The organism is Vibrio agarivorans (assembly GCF_030409635.1).
Lineage (GTDB): Bacteria > Pseudomonadota > Gammaproteobacteria > Enterobacterales > Vibrionaceae > Vibrio > Vibrio agarivorans.
The window spans coordinates 1596508-1614408 of record NZ_JAUFQF010000004.1; the positions used below are offsets into that span (position 1 = coordinate 1596508).

A 17901-nucleotide genomic window follows, 5' to 3' on the forward strand; every position below is an offset into this window, starting at 1 on the left:
AATCGAAATAAAGGAATAAATAATGGCTACTCCTCACATTAATGCAGAAATGGGTGCTTTCGCTGACGTTGTTCTAATGCCGGGCGACCCACTACGTGCAAAATACATTGCTGAAACTTTCCTCGATGACGTTGTTCAAGTTTGTGACGTACGTAATATGTTTGGCTACACAGGTACTTACAAAGGCCGTAAGATATCTGTAATGGGTCACGGTATGGGTATCCCTTCATGCTCAATCTACGTAACAGAACTGATCAAAGATTTTGGTGTCAAGAAAGTCATTCGTGTAGGTAGCTGTGGTGCAGTGCGTGACGATGTGAATCTGCGTGATGTTGTGATTGGTATGGGTGCATGTACCGACTCTAAAGTAAACCGCATTCGTTTCAAAGATCATGACTTCGCGGCTATCGCTGACTACGACATGGTTCGTAACGCAGAAAAAGCAGCAAAAGCTCGCGGTATCGATGTGAAAATCGGTAACCTATTCTCAGCTGAGTTGTTCTACACACCAGATCCAGAAATGTTCGACGTAATGGACAAATACGGCATCCTAGGTGTAGAGATGGAAGCGGCAGGTATCTACGGTATCGCAGCGGAATATGGTGCTAAAGCTCTGGCTATTTGTACTGTATCGGACCACATCAAACGTGGCGAACAAACCACTTCTGATGAGCGTCAAACCACATTCAATGAGATGATGGAAATTGCACTAGATTCTGTTCTTCTTGGTGATGAAGAGTAATCTTATCTAGTGATGCTTTGAGTGATTAAAGCTTAGATAAAACAAAGCCCGAGAAGTGAGAACTTTCGGGCTTTGTCGTATTTGGATGGGCTAGTTTTGCGGCTTAATGGCAAAGGTTGGCAGAGATAAGTGCCAACGAATTGCACCTAGGCGAATAATCAGTGTAGAACTCACGCCGGCAGCTAACGCGGTGGTTGTGTCGTAACCCAGCGCTAAAGCACCTGTGTGGAACATACCACCTAAAATACACGCAGTGGCGTAAACTTCGCTTCGAAGCACCATTGGTATCTCACGGGCGAGTACATCACGAATGATGCCGCCGCCGCAGCCAGTGATTACCCCCATGATGATCGCCACCATGTAAGAGTCTTGGAACATCAATGCTTTTTCAACACCAATACTCACAAACACCGCTAAACCAATCGCATCGCTGACAGGAAGCACCCACCAAGGAAGCCTTTTCGGTCTGCGCACCACTAGCATAGTGAGAATACACGTCACCAAAATGACGGTCAGATAGGTGGTATCGCCAATCCAAAAAACCGGGGTTGCACCCAGCGCCATATCTCGAATGGTGCCGCCACCGATCGCCGTTACACTTCCTAGTACAATCACGCCGAAAGGATCCATTTTCAGACGTCCCGCTAGTAGAACTCCCGAGACTGCAAAGACTGCAGTTCCGAACAGATCTACTGTATACAAAAGTAGAGTGTCCATAGCTGTGAACATAATAACTAACAGAGAATGAGGCGGATTGTACGCAGTTTAAGGAGCTTAGAAAAGCGCTATGGCAAACGTTTTCTGCGCACCTGATCCAGATATTGGCAAACTTGCTCTATCGCTAATAAAGTTCTTTCTGTTGGGCGGTTGATCCAGTCCGCAGTGAGTGTCCAAATATGCTGATTTTTGACCGCTGGGACTTGGTTCTCCCAAGGTTTCCACAGCGCAACATCATAAATGTCGTGATAGGACGTAAAAAGCACTTCAGGCTGCGCAACAACAACTTGCTCTAGCCCGACCTGTGGGTAGGGGACACTGCTGTGAGCGAATATGTTTTCTCCACCACATAGCGCAAAGACTTCGGCAGGCCAATTGCCATCTGATACGGTGATGATAGGCGCGGCGCTGAGTTGATAAAAATAGCGAACAGGCTGCTGCTGTTGGTTGTGCGCTTTGATGGACTGTAACTGTTGAGTAAAGTTCTCGGCTTTTTTAATGCCAACCTCAGGGTTCTCTGAATATTGGCTAAGTTCGGCAATCACACGAGGAATGTCTTCAATGGCTTTGCTATCCGTATAATAGACAGTAAAACCAAGCGCTTTAAGCTGCTCTAATGGCTTTTGAGGATTGCCTGCACGCCATGCAAGAATGAGATCCGGCTTGAGTGCCACGATACGCTCTACATTAATGCTTTTATAGTTCGCTACGCGCTCCAAGCCTTTGGCTTGCTCAGGGTAATCACTGTATTCACTAACGGCCAATAATTTATCGCCCAAACCTGCACTATATGCTAGCTCAGTGGAAGAGGGGGCAAGGGAAATAACTCGCTGCGCAGCGTTGGGGTTTGCTTCATCTTGTTGAGCCAATACTTGAAGCGGAACAAGCAGGTAGAAAAGGGAGAAGCATAACAATATCTTAAACATAATAGTCCTAATAGCATTCAGGGCTCTTTATCAAGCTGAGGGGGAGCGGTTGCTGCTAACGTCACAGCCCCTGATGAATCACACTCAAGAGTAAGCTAGAGCCCAGAATCCAAATGATAAGGCGTGAGAAAATTAGCTGGCGTAGTTGCGATAAGTGAATGGCGGCAGGGGCAATGCGCCCGCCAATTTTGGCTCTGACACTTTTTCTCGCATCATAAATTGCTGGCCCACCGAGTGACAGTTCATACTTAGCTGCGCTTGAGATCAATAACCAACTTGGGCCGGGCAATGGCCAAGATTTATGCTGAACCTGAAGAAGTGCAACGCTCTGTTTGGCGCGGTGGCCACACAGAATCAAAAGGCTAAACAGCTTGAGCGGGATGTAATCAAGCACAGCGGTCAAGCGCGTTGCTGCACGGCCAAACGCGAAATAATTTTGCCGTGAGGGAGACCAGACTCGAGCCAGTTCCACCGTCAAGCGATAGATAAATGCGCCAATGCCGCCGAGTAAGCAATACCAAAAAAGCACAGCAATCACACCACGCCCCATTGCGAGCAAGTAGGTTTCAGCGCCAGCTTTACCAAGTCCAAGTAGGGAGAGGGAATCGGTTTCACGGTTTACCCACGGCTTTAGCAATTGACGAGCCTGGGTTTTGTCCTCATTGGCCATAGCTAGGCTGAGTTGACGTATCAAGGCGTCTGAGTTGCGCCAATCGAGAGCGAGTAACAGTAGTGCGAGTTGATATAACTCGTTTTGCCAAACCAAAGGTTGCAGAGCAATGAGTATGGTGACGGCAGGGAGCAGCATCAGCATTACAGACAGCCACCCCGCGAGCATCGCTTGGTTTGGGTTGGTGCTGTTTACTTTGTCTGATAGCTGTACGGCAAAGCGGCGCCACAGTTCCATTGGGTGGCTTTGCCGAGGAATAGGAACGAGCAGTTGTAATACGATGGCGCCCCACATAATGAGCACCATCCCATTGCCATATAGCTGTTCGATAACGTCTTCCATGACAACCTTCTTCAGGAGATTACTTGAGTAATTCAACCATCTTAATCACCATCTCAGAAGAGCTTTGCGCCGCAAGCGGTAAGAACTCTTCGAAACTCATTGGTGACTCTTTGTCTGCTACATCAGAGATAGCGCGAACCACGACAAATGGTGTGTTGAACTGATGACAGGCTTGAGCAATGGCAGCCGCTTCCATCTCAACCGCGATAACGCTTGGGAAGTGAGTGCGAATGAAGGCTTGGCGCTCTGGTGTGCAAACAAAGGCATCACCCGTACAGATAAGGCCACGAACGGCGTGCTTGTCTTCCATTTGCTGCAAGGCTTGCTCTGCAATTTTCATCAGCTTTTCATCTGATTTGAATGCAGCAGGTTGGCCAGCCATTTGACCAATTTCGTAACCGAAAGCCGTTACGTCCGCATCATGGTGGCGAACTTCTGTTGAGATAACCACATCACCTAGGTTCAGCGTAGAATCAAAACCACCTGCAGAGCCAGTGTTAATAACAACATCTGGTTGATATTCATCTAGAAGGATTGCAGTACCTACCGCCGCAGCTACTTTACCGATACCAGATTGCAGTAGTACCACATCAACGCCATTCAACTCACCTGAGAAGAAAGAACAGCCGCCTTTTTCTGCATGTTCAAGATTAATAAGCGCGTTTTTTAGGATAGAAACTTCTTGTTCCATCGCACCGATGATGCCGATTTTCATATTGGGGTTCCAAGTGTCTGGGATGAAATAATAGTGAGGGTAAGAATACCAGAGAAGGCCAATTGAGTTCTATTGTTGTTCACGTAAATCAATAGTAGTTGTTGGTTTATGGTAACTAAAATGCTGAAAGTATGAGTGTATTTCTTTGGGGGCGTGTTATCTCGTTTCAGCGTACAGCAATTTTTTGTGAAGCAAAATCACACCGTAAGTTACGTGCTAGAAGTTGAAATACTTGCTTAACAAAAGTGTCATTTATTCCATCTACCTTGCCCCTCAATTATCCTTCACCACTGAGAAGTAAGATGAAATTAAGAGCTGTATCTCTTGCCGTTTTAGGTGCATTAGCACTTGCAGGCTGCAATTCTGAATCAAGTAATGATGACCAATCACCAGCAGTACCTCTTGAGGGGCTAAAAGTTGCGTTTATGCCAGACATCCATTTTCATGATGTTTATGGTGTGTTTGAAGACGGGTCATTTGACGGCTTGCCTAACAGTATTTCTGGTAAGAATGCCACTATTCGTACCATGCAGGCACAGATGAACTCGACTCGTCTATTTAACGAAAACTACTTTGCCATCATAGCGGCTCTCGATGACGTGGTTGCTCGTGGAATTAAATATGTTGCACTTCCTGGTGACTTTAGCGATGACGGTCAGCCTATCCATATGCGTGGTCTCGTTAGTATCTTTGATGAATACCGTGAAAAGCACGGCCTTGAGTTCTTTGCTGCGCCGGGTAACCACGACCCTGTTCGTCCATTTACGATTGATGCAGGTAAAGGTGGTCCAACTAGCGGTGGAGACGGTGGTTTCCTTGGTGAAGATGGTAAAGAAATCCGTATTTTCTCTACAGGGCATAAGGTCTGTACTGATGAAGATGTTGATGATAGCGAAATGCAAACCATCTGTACCGATGAGATGCAGGAGTGGGGTTACTTTGAGATTATGGATATCTTAGGTCACCATGGTTTCTTCCCTCAGCCTGAGTATGTTTACTTCGAAACGCCTTATAGCTCAGATGAAGCGCGTGAAAACTACTCACTCGCACTTGCTCAAGAAGAAGCCGCCTTTGAAAAGCGTCAGTATGAGATTTGTCACCAAGGCTCTGGTGGTGAATACAAAGAAGATGACTTTACGGATTGTTCTTATATTCCAGACTCCACTTATCTGGTTGAGCCGGTAGAAGGTCTGTGGTTGATGGCGATTGATGCCAATGTTTACAAGCCAAAAGCGGGCTCGGGTGAAGGTTCAACTGACGGCAATGATTTCGATGGCAGTTCAAATGCGGGCTACAACATGATGTTAACGCATAAAAAACACGTTATCGACTGGATCGAAGATACGGTTAAAGCGGCTAAAGAGCAGAACAAAGTTCTATTCTCATTCAGTCACTTTCCAATGACAGATTTCTACAACGGAGCCTCTGAAGAGATTGAAGATATCTTCGGTGAAGGCAACTTCCAGTTGGGTCGTGAGCCTGAAGATGATACGAGTAAAGCGTTGGCACAAACGGGTTTGAGCATTCACGTAGGCGGTCACATGCACTTCAACGACACGGGTATGAAGCAGTATGCTATCGATGGTGAAACTTACACCCTGTTTAATATTCAAGCGCCGTCATTGGCGGGCTATATCCCAGCTTATAAAATCTTGGAAGTTAAGCCGGATAATCAAGTGGAAGTAGAAACCGCTATCATCGAAGACGTGCCACGCTTTGACGAGTTATTTGAGCACTACGCTGAAGAGCAAGCGCACCTGCAAGCAATTGATAAAGAAGATCGTTGGAATGCAGATATCCTAACGGCTGAAACCTATTATGAGCTGACTGACTGGCATATTCGTGAATTAACACGTCTTCGCTTCCTTCCAAAGGAGTGGCCAGAAGACATTAAAACCATGTTGTTTAACATGGATGGTGACCAAATGTTGACGCTATCTCAGCTTGAAACTGATATTTCGGTTTGTCAGCTACGCTATGCACTAAGCGAAATCTCTGATATCGAACCTTGCGTTGAATTAACCGATAGCGAAGAGACCCTTGAGCAGTTTATGCGCGAATGGGCAATTGCTAAGCTTAAAGCGCGTGACTTGGCTCGTAGTGAGGGGTTAACTCTGGCTCACTTTGCTCTATGGAATGGTAGAGACCTAGCGGAAGATTTCTACCGTCTACGTAATGCAGATGAGCTGGCTTTCCGTGACATTGAAGCAGACCGCCTGACTCAGTATAAGCTATTGAGTGAGACGCTTTCTGAGATGGAAATTGATGTCTCGCTTGAAGATGAAGACGCGGGTGACACCACTGTGGGCGATGTGTTCAAAGTGCGCTTTGGGACGCTGTTCTACGTGATTGACCGCTTCGCAACGGGTCAAGCGTCTGACAACTTCTTGATTGATGTTGAAAAAGGTGAACTGTACGACCTGAAAACAGTTTACGATCGCGATAGCTTATAATTCGACACTGTATTAATAAAGTGTTGAACTCAAAGCCAGTCTAACGTGACTGGCTTTATTCGTTATCTGCAATCAAATAGCGGTTGCTAACCCTAGAGGGTTCGCATATAATTCGCGCTCCTCGTACCGGCTGAATCAGAGATTGGCGGTACAAATATTAACCTTACTCTTATTAGGAGAGAATTATGTCTCTGAATGCAGAAACTAAAGCAGCAATCGTTGCAGAATACGCGCGCACTGAAGGCGACACTGGTTCACCAGAAGTTCAAGTAGCTCTACTTACAGCTTCTATCAACCACCTACAAGGTCACTTCAAAGCTCACAAAGGCGATCACCACAGCCGTCGTGGTCTTCTACGTATGGTTTCTAGCCGTCGTAAGCTTCTAGACTACCTAAAAGGTAAAGATCTAGGTCGCTACCAAGAGCTAATCAAACGTCTAGGCCTACGTCGCTAATCAGCGTCTGCATAGAATAGTTTGTAAAAAAGGGGCTTATAGCCCCTTTTTTGTTGTCTAAATTTAGCCAAACCTCATTTATGCCGTTATACTACGGGCGGCAAATCCTGATTAGGATTTTCAATTAGCTCATTGCATTACAATTGCCATATGTGCCAGTCATAGAATTTAGTTTCCAGCTTCTCACCGATAACTTAGCCCTTGGGTTGGGAGTTAGAAACTAAACTCTAGATTGTTTAATTCGTAATGCCTTGAGTCTTAATCCACTCTTTTTAGGTTTCGCAACACGGCGTGAACCTAGACACAAGGAATAACAATGTTCGAAAAACCAGTTGTTAAAACGTTCCAGTACGGTAACCACACAGTTACTCTAGAAACTGGCGTTATTGCACGTCAAGCTACGGCTGCAGTTATGGTTACTATGGACGATACAGCAGTATTCGTTTCTGTAGTTGGTAAAAAAGAAGCGGTTGAAGGTCAAGACTTCTTCCCTCTAACAGTAAACTACCAAGAGCGTACTTACGCGGCAGGTAAAATCCCTGGTGGTTTCTTCAAGCGTGAAGGTCGTCCTTCTGAAGGTGAAACGCTAACGGCTCGTCTAATCGACCGTCCAATCCGTCCACTATTCCCAGACGCATTCAAAAACGAAGTACAAGTTATCGCGACAGTAATGTCTGTAAACCCAGACGTTCAACCTGACATGGTAACAATGATCGGTACTTCAGCAGCACTGGCTATCTCTGGTATCCCGTTCAACGGCCCTATCGGTGCAGCACGTGTTGGTCACATCGATGGGCAGCTCGTTCTTAACCCAAGCAACACAGAGCTAGAAACATCTAAGCTTGACCTTGTTGTTTCTGGTACTGAAGGCGCTGTTCTTATGGTTGAGTCTGAAGCAGACAACCTAACAGAAGAAGAGATGCTATCTGCAGTTGTATTTGGTCACGAACAACAGCAAGTTGTGATCAACGCAATCAACGAGTTTGCAGCTGAAGTTGCTACTCCAGCATGGGATTGGGTTGCTCCAGAAGAGAATACTGCGCTTGTAAACAAGATTGCAGAACTTGCAGAAGCTAAACTAGTAGAAGCTTACCAAATCACTGAAAAGATGGCGCGTTACGACCGTATCCACGCTATCGCAGGTGAAGTAAACGATGTTCTGCTTGCTGAAGATCCAGAAGCAAACACGAAAGAAATCCACACTATCTTCCACGATCTAGAGAAGACAGTGGTACGTCGCAGCATCATTGCGGGCAACCCACGTATCGATGGTCGTGAAAAAGACATGGTTCGTGCGCTAGACGTACGTACAGGTGTTCTTCCACGTACACACGGCTCTTCACTATTCACTCGTGGTGAAACTCAAGCGGTTGTTACGGCGACTCTTGGCACACAGCGTGATGCTCAAATCATTGACGAGCTAACGGGTGAGCGTAAAGATCACTTCCTACTACACTACAACTTCCCTCCATACTGTGTAGGTGAGACTGGTTTTGTCGGTTCTCCGAAGCGTCGTGAAATCGGCCACGGTAAACTAGCTAAGCGTGGTATTGCTGCGGTAATGCCATCAGTAGACGAGTTCCCATACACTGTACGTGTTGTATCAGAAATCACAGAGTCTAACGGTTCTTCCTCAATGGCTTCTGTATGTGGTACGTCTCTAGCTCTTATGGACGCTGGTGTACCAATTAAATCTTCTGTTGCGGGTATCGCAATGGGTCTTGTTAAAGAAGGCGACGATTTCGTTGTTCTTTCTGACATCCTTGGTGACGAAGACCACCTAGGTGACATGGACTTTAAAGTAGCAGGTACTAACACTGGTATTACTGCACTTCAGATGGATATCAAGATTGAAGGTATCACTAAAGAGATCATGCAAATTGCTCTTAACCAAGCGCAAGGTGCACGTAAGCACATCCTATCTGTAATGGATGAAGCTATCTCTGGTGCTCGTGAAGATATCTCTGAGTTCGCTCCGCGTATTCACACTATGAAGATCAGCGCTGAGAAGATCAAAGACGTTATCGGTAAAGGTGGTGCAGTTATCCGTGCTCTAACTGAAGAGACAGGTACAACTATCGAAATCGAAGACGACGGTACAATCAAGATTGCTGCAACTGAAGGTACAGCTGCGAAAGAAGCAATCCGTCGTATCGAAGAGATCACTGCAGAAGTTGAAGTGGGCCGTATCTACACAGGTAAAGTTGCTCGCCTAGCTGACTTCGGTGCATTCGTGACTGTACTTCCAGGTAAAGACGGTCTAGTACACATCTCTCAAATCGCTGACAAGCGTGTAGAGAAAGTGTCTGACTACCTAACTGAAGGTCAAGAAGTGAAAGTTAAAGTTCTTGAAATTGACCGTCAAGGCCGTGTACGTCTAAGCATGAAAGAAGCGGTTGAGTCTACTGAAGCACCAGCAGCTGACGCAGAATAAGTTATTGAGTGTCGGCTAAATTAGCCGAACGCACTCAAGCGTGATATAAAAGGGGGCATTGATGCCCCCTTTTTTTAATCGTACCCACACCAGCTTAGGCTCGGTTTTGATGATGGAAGCTCTGCTATGCTTAATCGGCATTATGGCTTTCGGGTATACAAGGAGTTTTCTACGTGAAATGGTTTAAAACGGCGACATTAGGCGTTGCGCTAGCGCTACTTGGCGGCTGTGCGTCAATGGAGTCGGAGAGCGAGAATCAAAGCCAGTGGATGTACCCTCCGATGGCTGTGCCGTTACAGGCGAGTGTCCAGCAAGAGGTGCAGATAGCTCGATTAAGTCAGCTGCTACTTCGTGCTGATTTGAGCGATGAGGTTCGCGCGAAAATGCTTTACGAGCGTGGTAACTACTACGACAGTGTAGGCTTGCGTGATTTAGCTCGTTTAGATTTCAATCAGTCTTTGAGCCTCAACCCAGCTCAGCCAGATATCTTTAATCTGCTTGGTGTGTACTACACTCAGATTGCCGAGTTTGATGCTGCATACGAAGCGTTTGACTCGACGTTAGAGCTTGATCCGACTAATAGCTATGCAACGCGTAACCGCGCGATTGCACTCTATTACGGTGGGCGAGTTGATCTCGCTCTTGAGGATATGCAAGCCCACTTTGATGAAGACCCGAATGACTCTTTCCGTGCTTTGTGGCTTTACATCATCAAAAGTGAAGTTGAACCTGAGCAGGCGCGTGCAGAGCTGATGGCGCGTTATCAAGATCGTGATGAACAGTGGGGTTGGGTGCTTGTTGCCTTGATGCTCAATGAAGTTTCAGAAGAGCAAGCTTTTAAGGTGATTTACTCAACTAGCACTGACAACATGGTGTTAGCCGAACAGCTGACGGAAGCGTATTTCTATTTAGCGAAACGCTACCAGCAAGAGAAAAAGTATGCTGATGCGATCTCGCTCTACAAGCTAGCGATGTCGTTCAATGTGTATGAATATGTTGAACATCGCTACTCTTTCTTAGAGCTTGGACGGATTTATAATCAGCTGCGTCAAGAGCAGCAACAAGCGCAAGTAAATTAAACGTGAGCAACATACTCTGCTTACTACAAAAACCGCCTCAGGGCGGTTTTTTGATATATGTAAAATAATAATTGCCAATTAAAAGATAGATAATTAATATAGTTAGCCTAACTAACAAAGGTGGCTAGTCAATGTCTTTAGAAGCAAGGCTGATCGAATTAGAAAGTTACAGCGCAAAAGCTTGGCGACGCTATGCCGCGCAAGATGCGTTACTAAACTTGAGCTTCAACGAGTTTGATTACTTAAGAGTGGTTAAAGAATCTGGGGCTGAAGGGGTTCGCATAACAGACCTAGCGCTTGAGATGAGCGTGACTAAGCCTTCTGCATCGAATATGGTGGCAAAGCTCGAAAAGAAGGGCCTAGTTGCTCGGGCATCTTGTCCTGAAGATGCTCGTTCAAAGCGGATTGTATTGAGCAGTGAGGTGATAGAGAGTTGGGCACTAGAGAATGTCGTCTACCGCGATATCGCACAGAAAATCCGAGCGAAGCTGACTCATAGTGAAGCGCAGCAGTTGGAAGTCTTATTGAAAAAATCCCTCAGCTAGCCGCACTGTACATATTCACTATCAACATTTATCCATTTAGTTAGCCTTGCTAACAGAGTAATACGTTATGAGTTCACAAGTCACACGCCAGTTTTGGCGCTATACCATTCCGACTGTTGCAGCCATGCTGGTTAACGGGCTCTATCAAGTGGTGGATGGTATTTTTATCGGTCGATATGTTGGGGCTGATGGTTTAGCAGGTATCAATGTCGCTTGGCCGTTGATAGGCACTATTTTAGGGCTTGGCATGCTGGTGGGGGTTGGTACTGGCGCATTGGCCTCAATTAAACAGGGCGAAAACAATACGCCGCAAGCCAAGCGTATTTTGGTCACAGGACTAATGCTACTGGTGCTGATTTCTCCTGTTATCGCCGTGAGCTTGCACTTCTTGGCGGATGACTTCTTGCGTCTGCAGGGGGCACAAGGACGGGTATTTGACCTTGGTTGGCAGTATGTTTCGATCTTGATTTATAGCTGTGTGTTTTCGCTGGGATCGATCGCTGTGCCTTTTTTATTGCGCAACGATAATAGTCCCAACCTTGCCACGTTGCTCATGGTGATTGGTGCCATAGCCAACATCCTATTCGACTACCTCTTTATTGCCTGGCTAGGGTGGGAGCTTCAAGGGGCAGCGATAGCGACTGCACTCGCACAAATGATCGTGACGGTACTTGGCGTGTGTTACTTTTTCTCGAGTCGGGCAACCTTGAAAATATCATTGCGTGACCTACGAATTGAATGGCCGATTGTTCCACAGATCGCAGCCATTGGTACATCAAGCTTCTTCATGTACGCCTATGGGTCAATGATGGTAGCGCTACACAATGGTCTGTTCGCTAGCTATGGTAGCCCGGTGCTCATTGGAGCCTATGCGATTTTAGGCTACATCGTTACTGTCTATTATCTAACAGCAGAAGGTGTCGCTAATGGTATGCAGCCATTGGTGAGTTATAACCACGGCGCCGGAAACCAACAAAATATACGAACCTTGCTGAGAGTTGCGATGACCACTTCAGTGGTGTTGGGTGTGCTGTTTGTCGTTGTACTGAATGCATTCCCGTATCAGTTTGTCGCAATCTTTAATAGCGAAGATCAGGCGCTTTTAGATGGGGCGGTAATGGGAATTCGTTTACATATGTTTGCGCTGTTTCTTGACGGATTTTTAGTGGTTGCAGGCGCATATTATCAAGCGATAAACAAAGGCAGCAAAGCGATGTTTGTGACCATCGGCAATATGCTTATTCAGTTGCCATTTTTGTATATCATGCCAAAGATTTGGGGCGTGACTGGGATCTGGCTAGCTTTCCCGCTATCGAATATTGCTCTAAGTTGCGTGGTGGGGTGGATGCTGTGGAAAGATGTAAAACGGACATTGCTCTATAAGCCAGTGGCAGCTTAATGCCCCTATTCAAATAGTTAAATAGACAAAGAGCCTCATGATGAGGCTCTTAACATTAAATACAGGTGAGCAAGTGCTCTTCACTTTAGATGTTTTTCACATCAAGCCCCGCTAATTGGTGCCAATAGCCATTACATTGGCGGTCTGCGATCTTCTGTGGATGTTGACCTGTTTCATTGTTACGGAACTGCTCAAGCTCTGAGAAGGTGCTCACGCCAAGTGGACTTAGGCGCACGACATCGACTAGGCCCTTCATTCCCGGTAGATCGTTCACTAGGTTATAGCAGTAACCAGACTGCGTTTGGATACCGTTAAGGTTAAACACCTCTTGTCCTTCTTGGCTGCGAACCTGAATACCGGTTGGGTATTTGATACAGCAAGTTTCACAGTCGTCTTTTGAGCGGTTCTCTGCGCGAGCTGTAAAGCAGCGAGCAGAGTAAGCTAAAGGTAGATAGCCATGGCTGAACACTTCTACTTCGAAATCGCCACGAATCCCGAGCTCATCACACTGATTCAGGGTGTTATTGAGCCAATCGCGTGATAGCTCAACCGGCATGCACCAGCGGATCATGCCCTGCTTACGGAACAGTTTTAGTGTATGGGCGTTGTAGGTGTTGACGGCTGGGCCCACGACAAACGGCACCTTGTTTTCACTTGCCAACTGAATAGCTGAAACATCATTGGCTTCAATCGCAAAGTCGCCATTGTCGATGTATTTCTTCATAACACTGACTTCGCTTGGCGCTTCAAGCAGAGCCATCGTCGAGATCACCACTTGCTTGCCAGCTGAAGAAAGCTCTTTGGCTATGTCGAACCAGTGGTTTACCTTCAGCTCACGGCGTTTTGAACAGACGGATTCGCCAAGATAAACGATATCCGCAGTGCTGTTCATCGCTTGCTGATAAAAAGCTTCCACATCTTGCTTAGGCCAAAAGTACAGCAGGGGTCCTAGCGCGTATTTCATTGGGTTTTCCTCTATTGCCATTTGCGGTGGTATGCACCAAGCGTTGTTTGTGAGCCTTCTGAGACATTGGCCAGCGCCGCATCCCAAGCAGGCTCAACGGTATAGCCTTCAGGGTTAGCAAGGTAGCGGTCAATGGCAGCACGCCACGTTCGAGTCACTTGCTCGACATAAGCTGGGCTGCGTTGGCGACCTTCGATCTTCACTGAAGCGACATTGGCTTTGAATAGCTCTGGTAGCATAGACAGCGTATTGAGGCTCGTAGGCTCCTCTAAAGCATGGTAGCGCTTTTGCTCGCCTGCAAGGTCAGTGGTGAATCGACCTTTACACAGTGTCGGATACCCCGCATTTTCACCATCTGCATAACGGTCAATCAGGATATCGTTGAGGCGAGACTCAAGACCATTGTCTGTCTCTTGCCAACGTACGTATTTTGCTGGAGAGCAAGCACCAACCGTATTCGGTGATTCCCCTGTCATATAAGACGATAGGTAGCAGCGACCTTCAGCCATGATACACAGGCTACCAAAAGCAAACACTTCAAGCTCAACATCGCTGGTGATGTTGCGAGACAGCTGTTTCACTTGGTGAATCGAAAGAACACGAGGTAGTACGACACGTTTTACGTTGAAGTTCTGTTTATAGAAATCAATCGCCGCAATATTGGTCGCAGAGGCTTGCACCGAAAGGTGCAGTTCAAGATGAGGGTATTTATTGGCTGCGTATTCCAGTACTGCGATATCCGCAACAATCAACGCATCAACGCCTAACTGTGCTGCTTGATCAACCGCGTCGGTCCAGCGAGCAAAGCCATCGGGGTGAGCAAAGGTATTCAATGCCACATGGATTTTCTTGTTGCGGTCATGTACATATTGCACCGCTTTATCTAGCTTCTTTCCTGTGAAGTTGAGGCCAGCAAAATGACGAGCATTTGTGTCATCTTTAAAGCCGATATAAACCGCATCGGCACCGCAGTCTATAGCGGTCTTCAAGGCAGGTAAGTTACCTGCAGGGCATAGTAATTCCATTGCTCTGTATCTTTCTGTATTCGAGAGTTCAGCGATTTTATGAAGAAATATGAACGGTAGATTTGATGTAAGGCAGTTTTCAGGTAACTAATCTGTAAATACTCCATAAGAAGTAGGTAAACAGAACAGTTACCATAGGGTTATCACTTAATTCTTGTGGCGGCGATTTTGCGCGAACAGCTCTTCGACCTCTTGCTTAGGCTGAGGTCTGTAGAAATGGAAACCTTGGATAGAGTGACAGTTCAGGTTGGAAAGCAGCGTTGCTTGTTGCTGTGTCTCGACACCTTCTGCGACCACGGTGAGATCGAGTGATTTGCCGAGGTTGATGATGTTCTCGATCACCGTCACTTGCTTTGGTAACTCATCAATATCATTGATAAATGCACGGTCGATTTTCAGCTCATCAATCGGGAAGCGAGCAAGGTATGACAGAGACGAATAACCGGTACCAAAGTCATCAATCGACAATGAGAAGCCCAGCTTCTTGATGGCTCTTAGCATTTGGATGGTGTGTTCACCGTCACTCATTACGGCACTTTCAGTCAGCTCAAACGTGATGCAACTTGAATCAAGCCCCGTTGATTTTAGAAGTTTCTCCATATAATCGATGAGCTTAGGGTTGCCAAACTGTTCTGGCGAAAGGTTGATCGCGACACGACCCGGCAAAATGCCCTGCATGCGCCAGCGCTTTACTGTACTGAACACCTCACGCATAACGACTCGGCCAAGCTGTTCAATCAACCCTGCTTTCTCTGCGACAGGGATAAACGAGCCTGGGCTGATGTAACCCTCGACAGGGTGTTTCCAGCGGATCAGTGCTTCGGCACCATTGATGCTGAAGTCTTTCGCACTCACTTTAGGTTGATACCACACCTCAAGACCGTTTTGCTGCAGTGCTTTTTGTAACTCAATCTCTAACCAGAGGCGCATACGCGCTTCTTTGTTCATTTGGTCGTTAAATTTAATCAGTCGGTTACGACCACGATCTTTCGCCTCATACATGGCCGTATCAGCGTTTTGTAGCAAAATTCGAGCATCATTACCGTCACCAGGGTAGGCGACACTGCCAATCGAACAGGCTAGGCGCTTACTAAAGTGGTGTAGATCAAAAGGTTGGTTGATGAGGTTAATGATGCGTTCTGCTAGTGACTCAACGACGACACTGTTTTCTGGTTCTGGCAGGATGATACCAAACTCATCCCCCCCTAAATGCCCGAGTGTGGCATGTTGGGGCAGTAAGCGTTTAAGGCGTGATGATACCTCTTTGATGACCTTGTCGCCGATGTGGTGGCCAAGTGAGTCGTTGATATTTTTAAAGTTATCAATATCTAGGTAGAGCATCACCAAAGGTGTTTCATTGGCGATGTAGTGCTCAAGCCTTTTAGTGAAGCCAAATCGATTGAACAGGCCGGTTAGAGAATCGATATTTGAGAAGGTCTGTGTTTGAGTCGGTAACTTCTCAGTCTGATCTGCGTCTTGCATGATAACAATGTGCGACGGACTGCCTAAAATATGGAGCGTGTCACTGTAGAGCCTAATTTTTCGCTCAAGGTTGCAGCGTGGGCCACTTAAGCAGACTAAAGGTGATTTGGTAAGAATATGCTCAAGCTTTTGGTTGAAGACCGCCTTGGTTTTTTGGTCGACAAACAGACGTGACAGCTCTTCACCAAGCAGCTCGGAGTGAGAGCTAAATCCAAGTAGGCTCGCGGCGGCATCATTGGCGGAGATGATATGGTCATCTTCAACAATCAGCAGCCCTTCAGGGATCAGGTTAGAAATCTTGTTGAACTTGTCTTCGGACTCTTCAAGCGAGCGTGCAAGAATCTGTTTTTCCGAGGTATCGACAGCATGGAAAATAATATGTTCGATGCTTTGTCCGTTAAAAAGAGGCGACAAACTAAAATGCAGACTGGTTTCAGTGTCCGCCAAACTCAGCGTCAGTTCCGTTTCTATCTGCTCACCGGAAAAGGCGCGTTCATAATAGGGTTTGAGGTGTTGATAAACGTGAGTACCCAATACATCAGAGTCGCTTAATCCGACGAGGCTTTCACTATCTAAACCGGAGATCTCGCAATAGCGGGAGTTCACGGTAATATATCGGTGCTCGTTATCCAGAACTGCAAAATAGAATGGACTATTTGACGTAAATTTGGAGAACCAATTTGTTAATTCTGAGGTAGGCATCAACTACAACCAACTCGCATTTTCATCAACGTCCTTTAAGGTAATTCCTGTACTATACCGCGCTATTATGGCAGATAAAAGTACTTGCCCAAATGTGGGTTTTCTTGATACACAACAGGAATCATGAAATTTATCTCTCTTACTATAGAGAGCAGTGAAGACAAATTAACGGAAAAGACGCGTGATTAACAAGATTCGCACTCAATTAGTTCAAAATGCAGCTTCGATTTTGAGATCTCCGATCCACTTATTGCCACAAACTGTACAAAAAAAAGCCCTTCTTGAAGGCCTTAAAATGGTTTTCCAAGAAGCACTGGAAGATGGCGATTTCGAGTTTCTTGAAGATAAATGGCTGAAGGTTTCCGTATCCGACTTGGGCGTGAGCTGGTTAATTAGCTATCAAGATGAGAAGTTAGTGGTTGCAGACCAACCTGTTCAAGAAGACGTCAGCTTTAGCGGCAACTTGAACGACTTAGTTTTGATTGCCGGTCGTAAAGAGGATCCGGATACCTTGTTCTTCCAACGTCGCCTGTCTATTGAAGGGGACACTGAGCTCGGCCTTGAAGTGAAAAACTTAATGGACAGTATCGATCTGGACTCTTTGCCAAAAGCGATGCAGGTGATGTTGAATCAACTGGCTGACTTTGTTCAAAAAGGTCTCACTGAAGCTCAAGCGCCGAAAGAGGTAAGCAATGCTTATTAGAACAGAAGCACCGGCTGATATGCTGGTGATTGGTCAATTGCTTCGTGAAACCTTCCCGACGGAAGCGGAAGCGAACCTAGTGCAGACCTTACGCGAAAATGGCCGAAACACACTCTCTTTAGTCGCATGTACCGATGAGGGGCAAATTGTTGGGCACCTTCTCTTTACGCCAGTCGAAATCGATGGACACGATGTGACTTGGCAGGGCTTAGCGCCGCTGTGTGTGCACCCTGATTATCAGCAGCAAGGTATCGCTCGTTTATTGATCGAAGAAGGCTTTGTCTCACTGCCAGAGCTAGGCTATGCGGGGTGTGTGGTTTTAGGCGATCCAGCACTGTACGGCAAGTTTGGTTTTGAGTCAGCGAGTGCTCATGGCCTAAGTTGCCAATGGGATGTGCCTGAAGGCGCATTTCAAATCAAGCCGTTAATTGAGGGCGCTTTTGATAATCACCAAGGTGTGATTCGTTACTGTCCAGAGTTTAGCGAGCTTTAATCGGTCGAGAGTGGAGATATTAGCCTGCCTTTGCTAGTATCTCCTCGCACAAAGC

At 46.4% G+C, this 17901-nt stretch carries 16 protein-coding genes; 9 read left to right on the forward strand and 7 right to left on the reverse strand.

Translation table 11 applies throughout. The annotated features are described in order from the left end of the window. Window positions 1-22 precede the first annotated feature (22 nt). A complete protein-coding gene (deoD, locus tag QWZ05_RS15860; RefSeq protein ID WP_264878000.1) occupies window positions 23-742 on the forward strand; it encodes a purine-nucleoside phosphorylase in 720 nt (239 codons plus the stop codon). A 90-nt stretch (window positions 743-832) separates the two neighbouring features. Here the strand turns inward: deoD and QWZ05_RS15865 are convergent, their stop codons facing one another. The 4 genes from QWZ05_RS15865 to mtnN all read right to left on the reverse strand — a co-directional run bounded on the left by QWZ05_RS15865 (window position 833) and on the right by mtnN (window position 4112). Further along, window positions 833-1459, reverse strand: a complete 627-nt coding sequence (locus tag QWZ05_RS15865) for a TRIC cation channel family protein (protein WP_264878001.1) — start codon at window positions 1457-1459, stop codon at window positions 833-835. Window positions 1460-1527: 68 nt separating this feature from the next. After that, a complete protein-coding gene (btuF, locus tag QWZ05_RS15870; protein WP_264878002.1) occupies window positions 1528-2385 on the reverse strand; it encodes a vitamin B12 ABC transporter substrate-binding protein BtuF in 858 nt (285 codons plus the stop codon). 61 nt (window positions 2386-2446) lie between these two features. Beyond that, a complete protein-coding gene (locus tag QWZ05_RS15875) occupies window positions 2447-3397 on the reverse strand; it encodes a cobalamin biosynthesis family protein (protein WP_264878003.1) in 951 nt (316 codons plus the stop codon). 19 nt (window positions 3398-3416) lie between these two features. Beyond that, window positions 3417-4112, reverse strand: coding sequence for a 5'-methylthioadenosine/S-adenosylhomocysteine nucleosidase (mtnN, locus tag QWZ05_RS15880; protein ID WP_264878004.1), 696 nt, complete (start codon window positions 4110-4112; stop codon window positions 3417-3419). A 302-nt stretch (window positions 4113-4414) separates the two neighbouring features. On the opposite strand from mtnN, the gene QWZ05_RS15885 reads away from it, so the two are divergent. The 6 genes from QWZ05_RS15885 to QWZ05_RS15910 all read left to right on the forward strand — a co-directional run bounded on the left by QWZ05_RS15885 (window position 4415) and on the right by QWZ05_RS15910 (window position 12477). Beyond that, on the forward strand, window positions 4415-6565 hold the full coding sequence (locus QWZ05_RS15885) for a metallophosphoesterase family protein (protein WP_290299380.1): 2151 nt from the start codon (window positions 4415-4417) through the stop codon (window positions 6563-6565). A gap of 185 nt (window positions 6566-6750) precedes the next feature. Next, entirely contained in the window at window positions 6751-7020 is a 270-nt protein-coding gene (gene rpsO, locus QWZ05_RS15890) for a 30S ribosomal protein S15 (RefSeq protein WP_164649023.1), read from the forward strand. A gap of 316 nt (window positions 7021-7336) precedes the next feature. Further along, window positions 7337-9454 (forward strand): polyribonucleotide nucleotidyltransferase, encoded by a 2118-nt coding sequence (pnp, locus tag QWZ05_RS15895; protein ID WP_264878006.1) that lies wholly within the window; start codon window positions 7337-7339, stop codon window positions 9452-9454. 173 nt (window positions 9455-9627) lie between these two features. Continuing rightward, complete coding sequence (nlpI, locus tag QWZ05_RS15900) at window positions 9628-10533, forward strand: lipoprotein NlpI (RefSeq protein ID WP_290299384.1); 906 nt, start codon at window positions 9628-9630, stop codon at window positions 10531-10533. Between the two features lie 131 nt (window positions 10534-10664). Then, entirely contained in the window at window positions 10665-11078 is a 414-nt protein-coding gene (locus QWZ05_RS15905) for a MarR family winged helix-turn-helix transcriptional regulator (protein ID WP_264878008.1), read from the forward strand. Between the two features lie 67 nt (window positions 11079-11145). Continuing rightward, window positions 11146-12477, forward strand: coding sequence for an MATE family efflux transporter (locus tag QWZ05_RS15910; protein ID WP_264878009.1), 1332 nt, complete (start codon window positions 11146-11148; stop codon window positions 12475-12477). 85 nt (window positions 12478-12562) lie between these two features. On the opposite strand, the gene QWZ05_RS15915 is transcribed toward QWZ05_RS15910, so the two are convergent. From QWZ05_RS15915 to QWZ05_RS15925, 3 genes are all read right to left on the reverse strand, one after another. Then, on the reverse strand, window positions 12563-13441 hold the full coding sequence (locus tag QWZ05_RS15915; RefSeq protein WP_264878010.1) for a U32 family peptidase: 879 nt from the start codon (window positions 13439-13441) through the stop codon (window positions 12563-12565). 11 nt (window positions 13442-13452) lie between these two features. After that, window positions 13453-14466: a ubiquinone anaerobic biosynthesis protein UbiU gene (ubiU, locus tag QWZ05_RS15920; protein WP_264878011.1), complete on the reverse strand. Its 1014-nt coding sequence runs from the start codon at window positions 14464-14466 to the stop codon at window positions 13453-13455. Between the two features lie 147 nt (window positions 14467-14613). Beyond that, window positions 14614-16650, reverse strand: coding sequence for a sensor domain-containing protein (locus QWZ05_RS15925; RefSeq protein WP_264878012.1), 2037 nt, complete (start codon window positions 16648-16650; stop codon window positions 14614-14616). Between the two features lie 181 nt (window positions 16651-16831). On the opposite strand from QWZ05_RS15925, the gene ubiT reads away from it, so the two are divergent. Together ubiT and QWZ05_RS15935 are read left to right on the forward strand one after the other, a co-directional pair. Next, on the forward strand, window positions 16832-17353 hold the full coding sequence (ubiT, locus tag QWZ05_RS15930; protein ID WP_264878013.1) for a ubiquinone anaerobic biosynthesis accessory factor UbiT: 522 nt from the start codon (window positions 16832-16834) through the stop codon (window positions 17351-17353). Further along, a complete protein-coding gene (locus QWZ05_RS15935; RefSeq protein WP_290299391.1) occupies window positions 17343-17846 on the forward strand; it encodes a GNAT family N-acetyltransferase in 504 nt (167 codons plus the stop codon). Before ubiT ends, QWZ05_RS15935 begins: the two co-directional genes overlap by 11 nt. Window positions 17847-17901: the final 55 nt, after the last annotated feature.

Excerpts from the sequence above, each read along its gene's own strand:
- pnp (WP_264878006.1), top strand. The coding sequence starts at position 7,337 with ATGTTCGAAAAACCAGTTGTTAAAACGTTCCAGTACGGTAACCACACA.
- QWZ05_RS15915 (WP_264878010.1), bottom strand. The coding sequence starts at position 13,441 with ATGAAATACGCGCTAGGACCCCTGCTGTACTTTTGGCCTAAGCAAGAT.
- mtnN (WP_264878004.1), bottom strand. The coding sequence starts at position 4,112 with ATGAAAATCGGCATCATCGGTGCGATGGAACAAGAAGTTTCTATCCTA.
- QWZ05_RS15910 (WP_264878009.1), top strand. The coding sequence starts at position 11,146 with ATGAGTTCACAAGTCACACGCCAGTTTTGGCGCTATACCATTCCGACT.
- QWZ05_RS15935 (WP_290299391.1), top strand. The coding sequence starts at position 17,343 with ATGCTTATTAGAACAGAAGCACCGGCTGATATGCTGGTGATTGGTCAA.
- QWZ05_RS15885 (WP_290299380.1), top strand. The coding sequence starts at position 4,415 with ATGAAATTAAGAGCTGTATCTCTTGCCGTTTTAGGTGCATTAGCACTT.
- rpsO (WP_164649023.1), top strand. The coding sequence starts at position 6,751 with ATGTCTCTGAATGCAGAAACTAAAGCAGCAATCGTTGCAGAATACGCG.
- QWZ05_RS15865 (WP_264878001.1), bottom strand. The coding sequence starts at position 1,459 with ATGGACACTCTACTTTTGTATACAGTAGATCTGTTCGGAACTGCAGTC.
- QWZ05_RS15875 (WP_264878003.1), bottom strand. The coding sequence starts at position 3,397 with ATGGAAGACGTTATCGAACAGCTATATGGCAATGGGATGGTGCTCATT.
- deoD (WP_264878000.1), top strand. The coding sequence starts at position 23 with ATGGCTACTCCTCACATTAATGCAGAAATGGGTGCTTTCGCTGACGTT.
- btuF (WP_264878002.1), bottom strand. The coding sequence starts at position 2,385 with ATGTTTAAGATATTGTTATGCTTCTCCCTTTTCTACCTGCTTGTTCCG.
- QWZ05_RS15905 (WP_264878008.1), top strand. The coding sequence starts at position 10,665 with ATGTCTTTAGAAGCAAGGCTGATCGAATTAGAAAGTTACAGCGCAAAA.
- QWZ05_RS15925 (WP_264878012.1), bottom strand. The coding sequence starts at position 16,650 with ATGCCTACCTCAGAATTAACAAATTGGTTCTCCAAATTTACGTCAAAT.
- ubiU (WP_264878011.1), bottom strand. The coding sequence starts at position 14,466 with ATGGAATTACTATGCCCTGCAGGTAACTTACCTGCCTTGAAGACCGCT.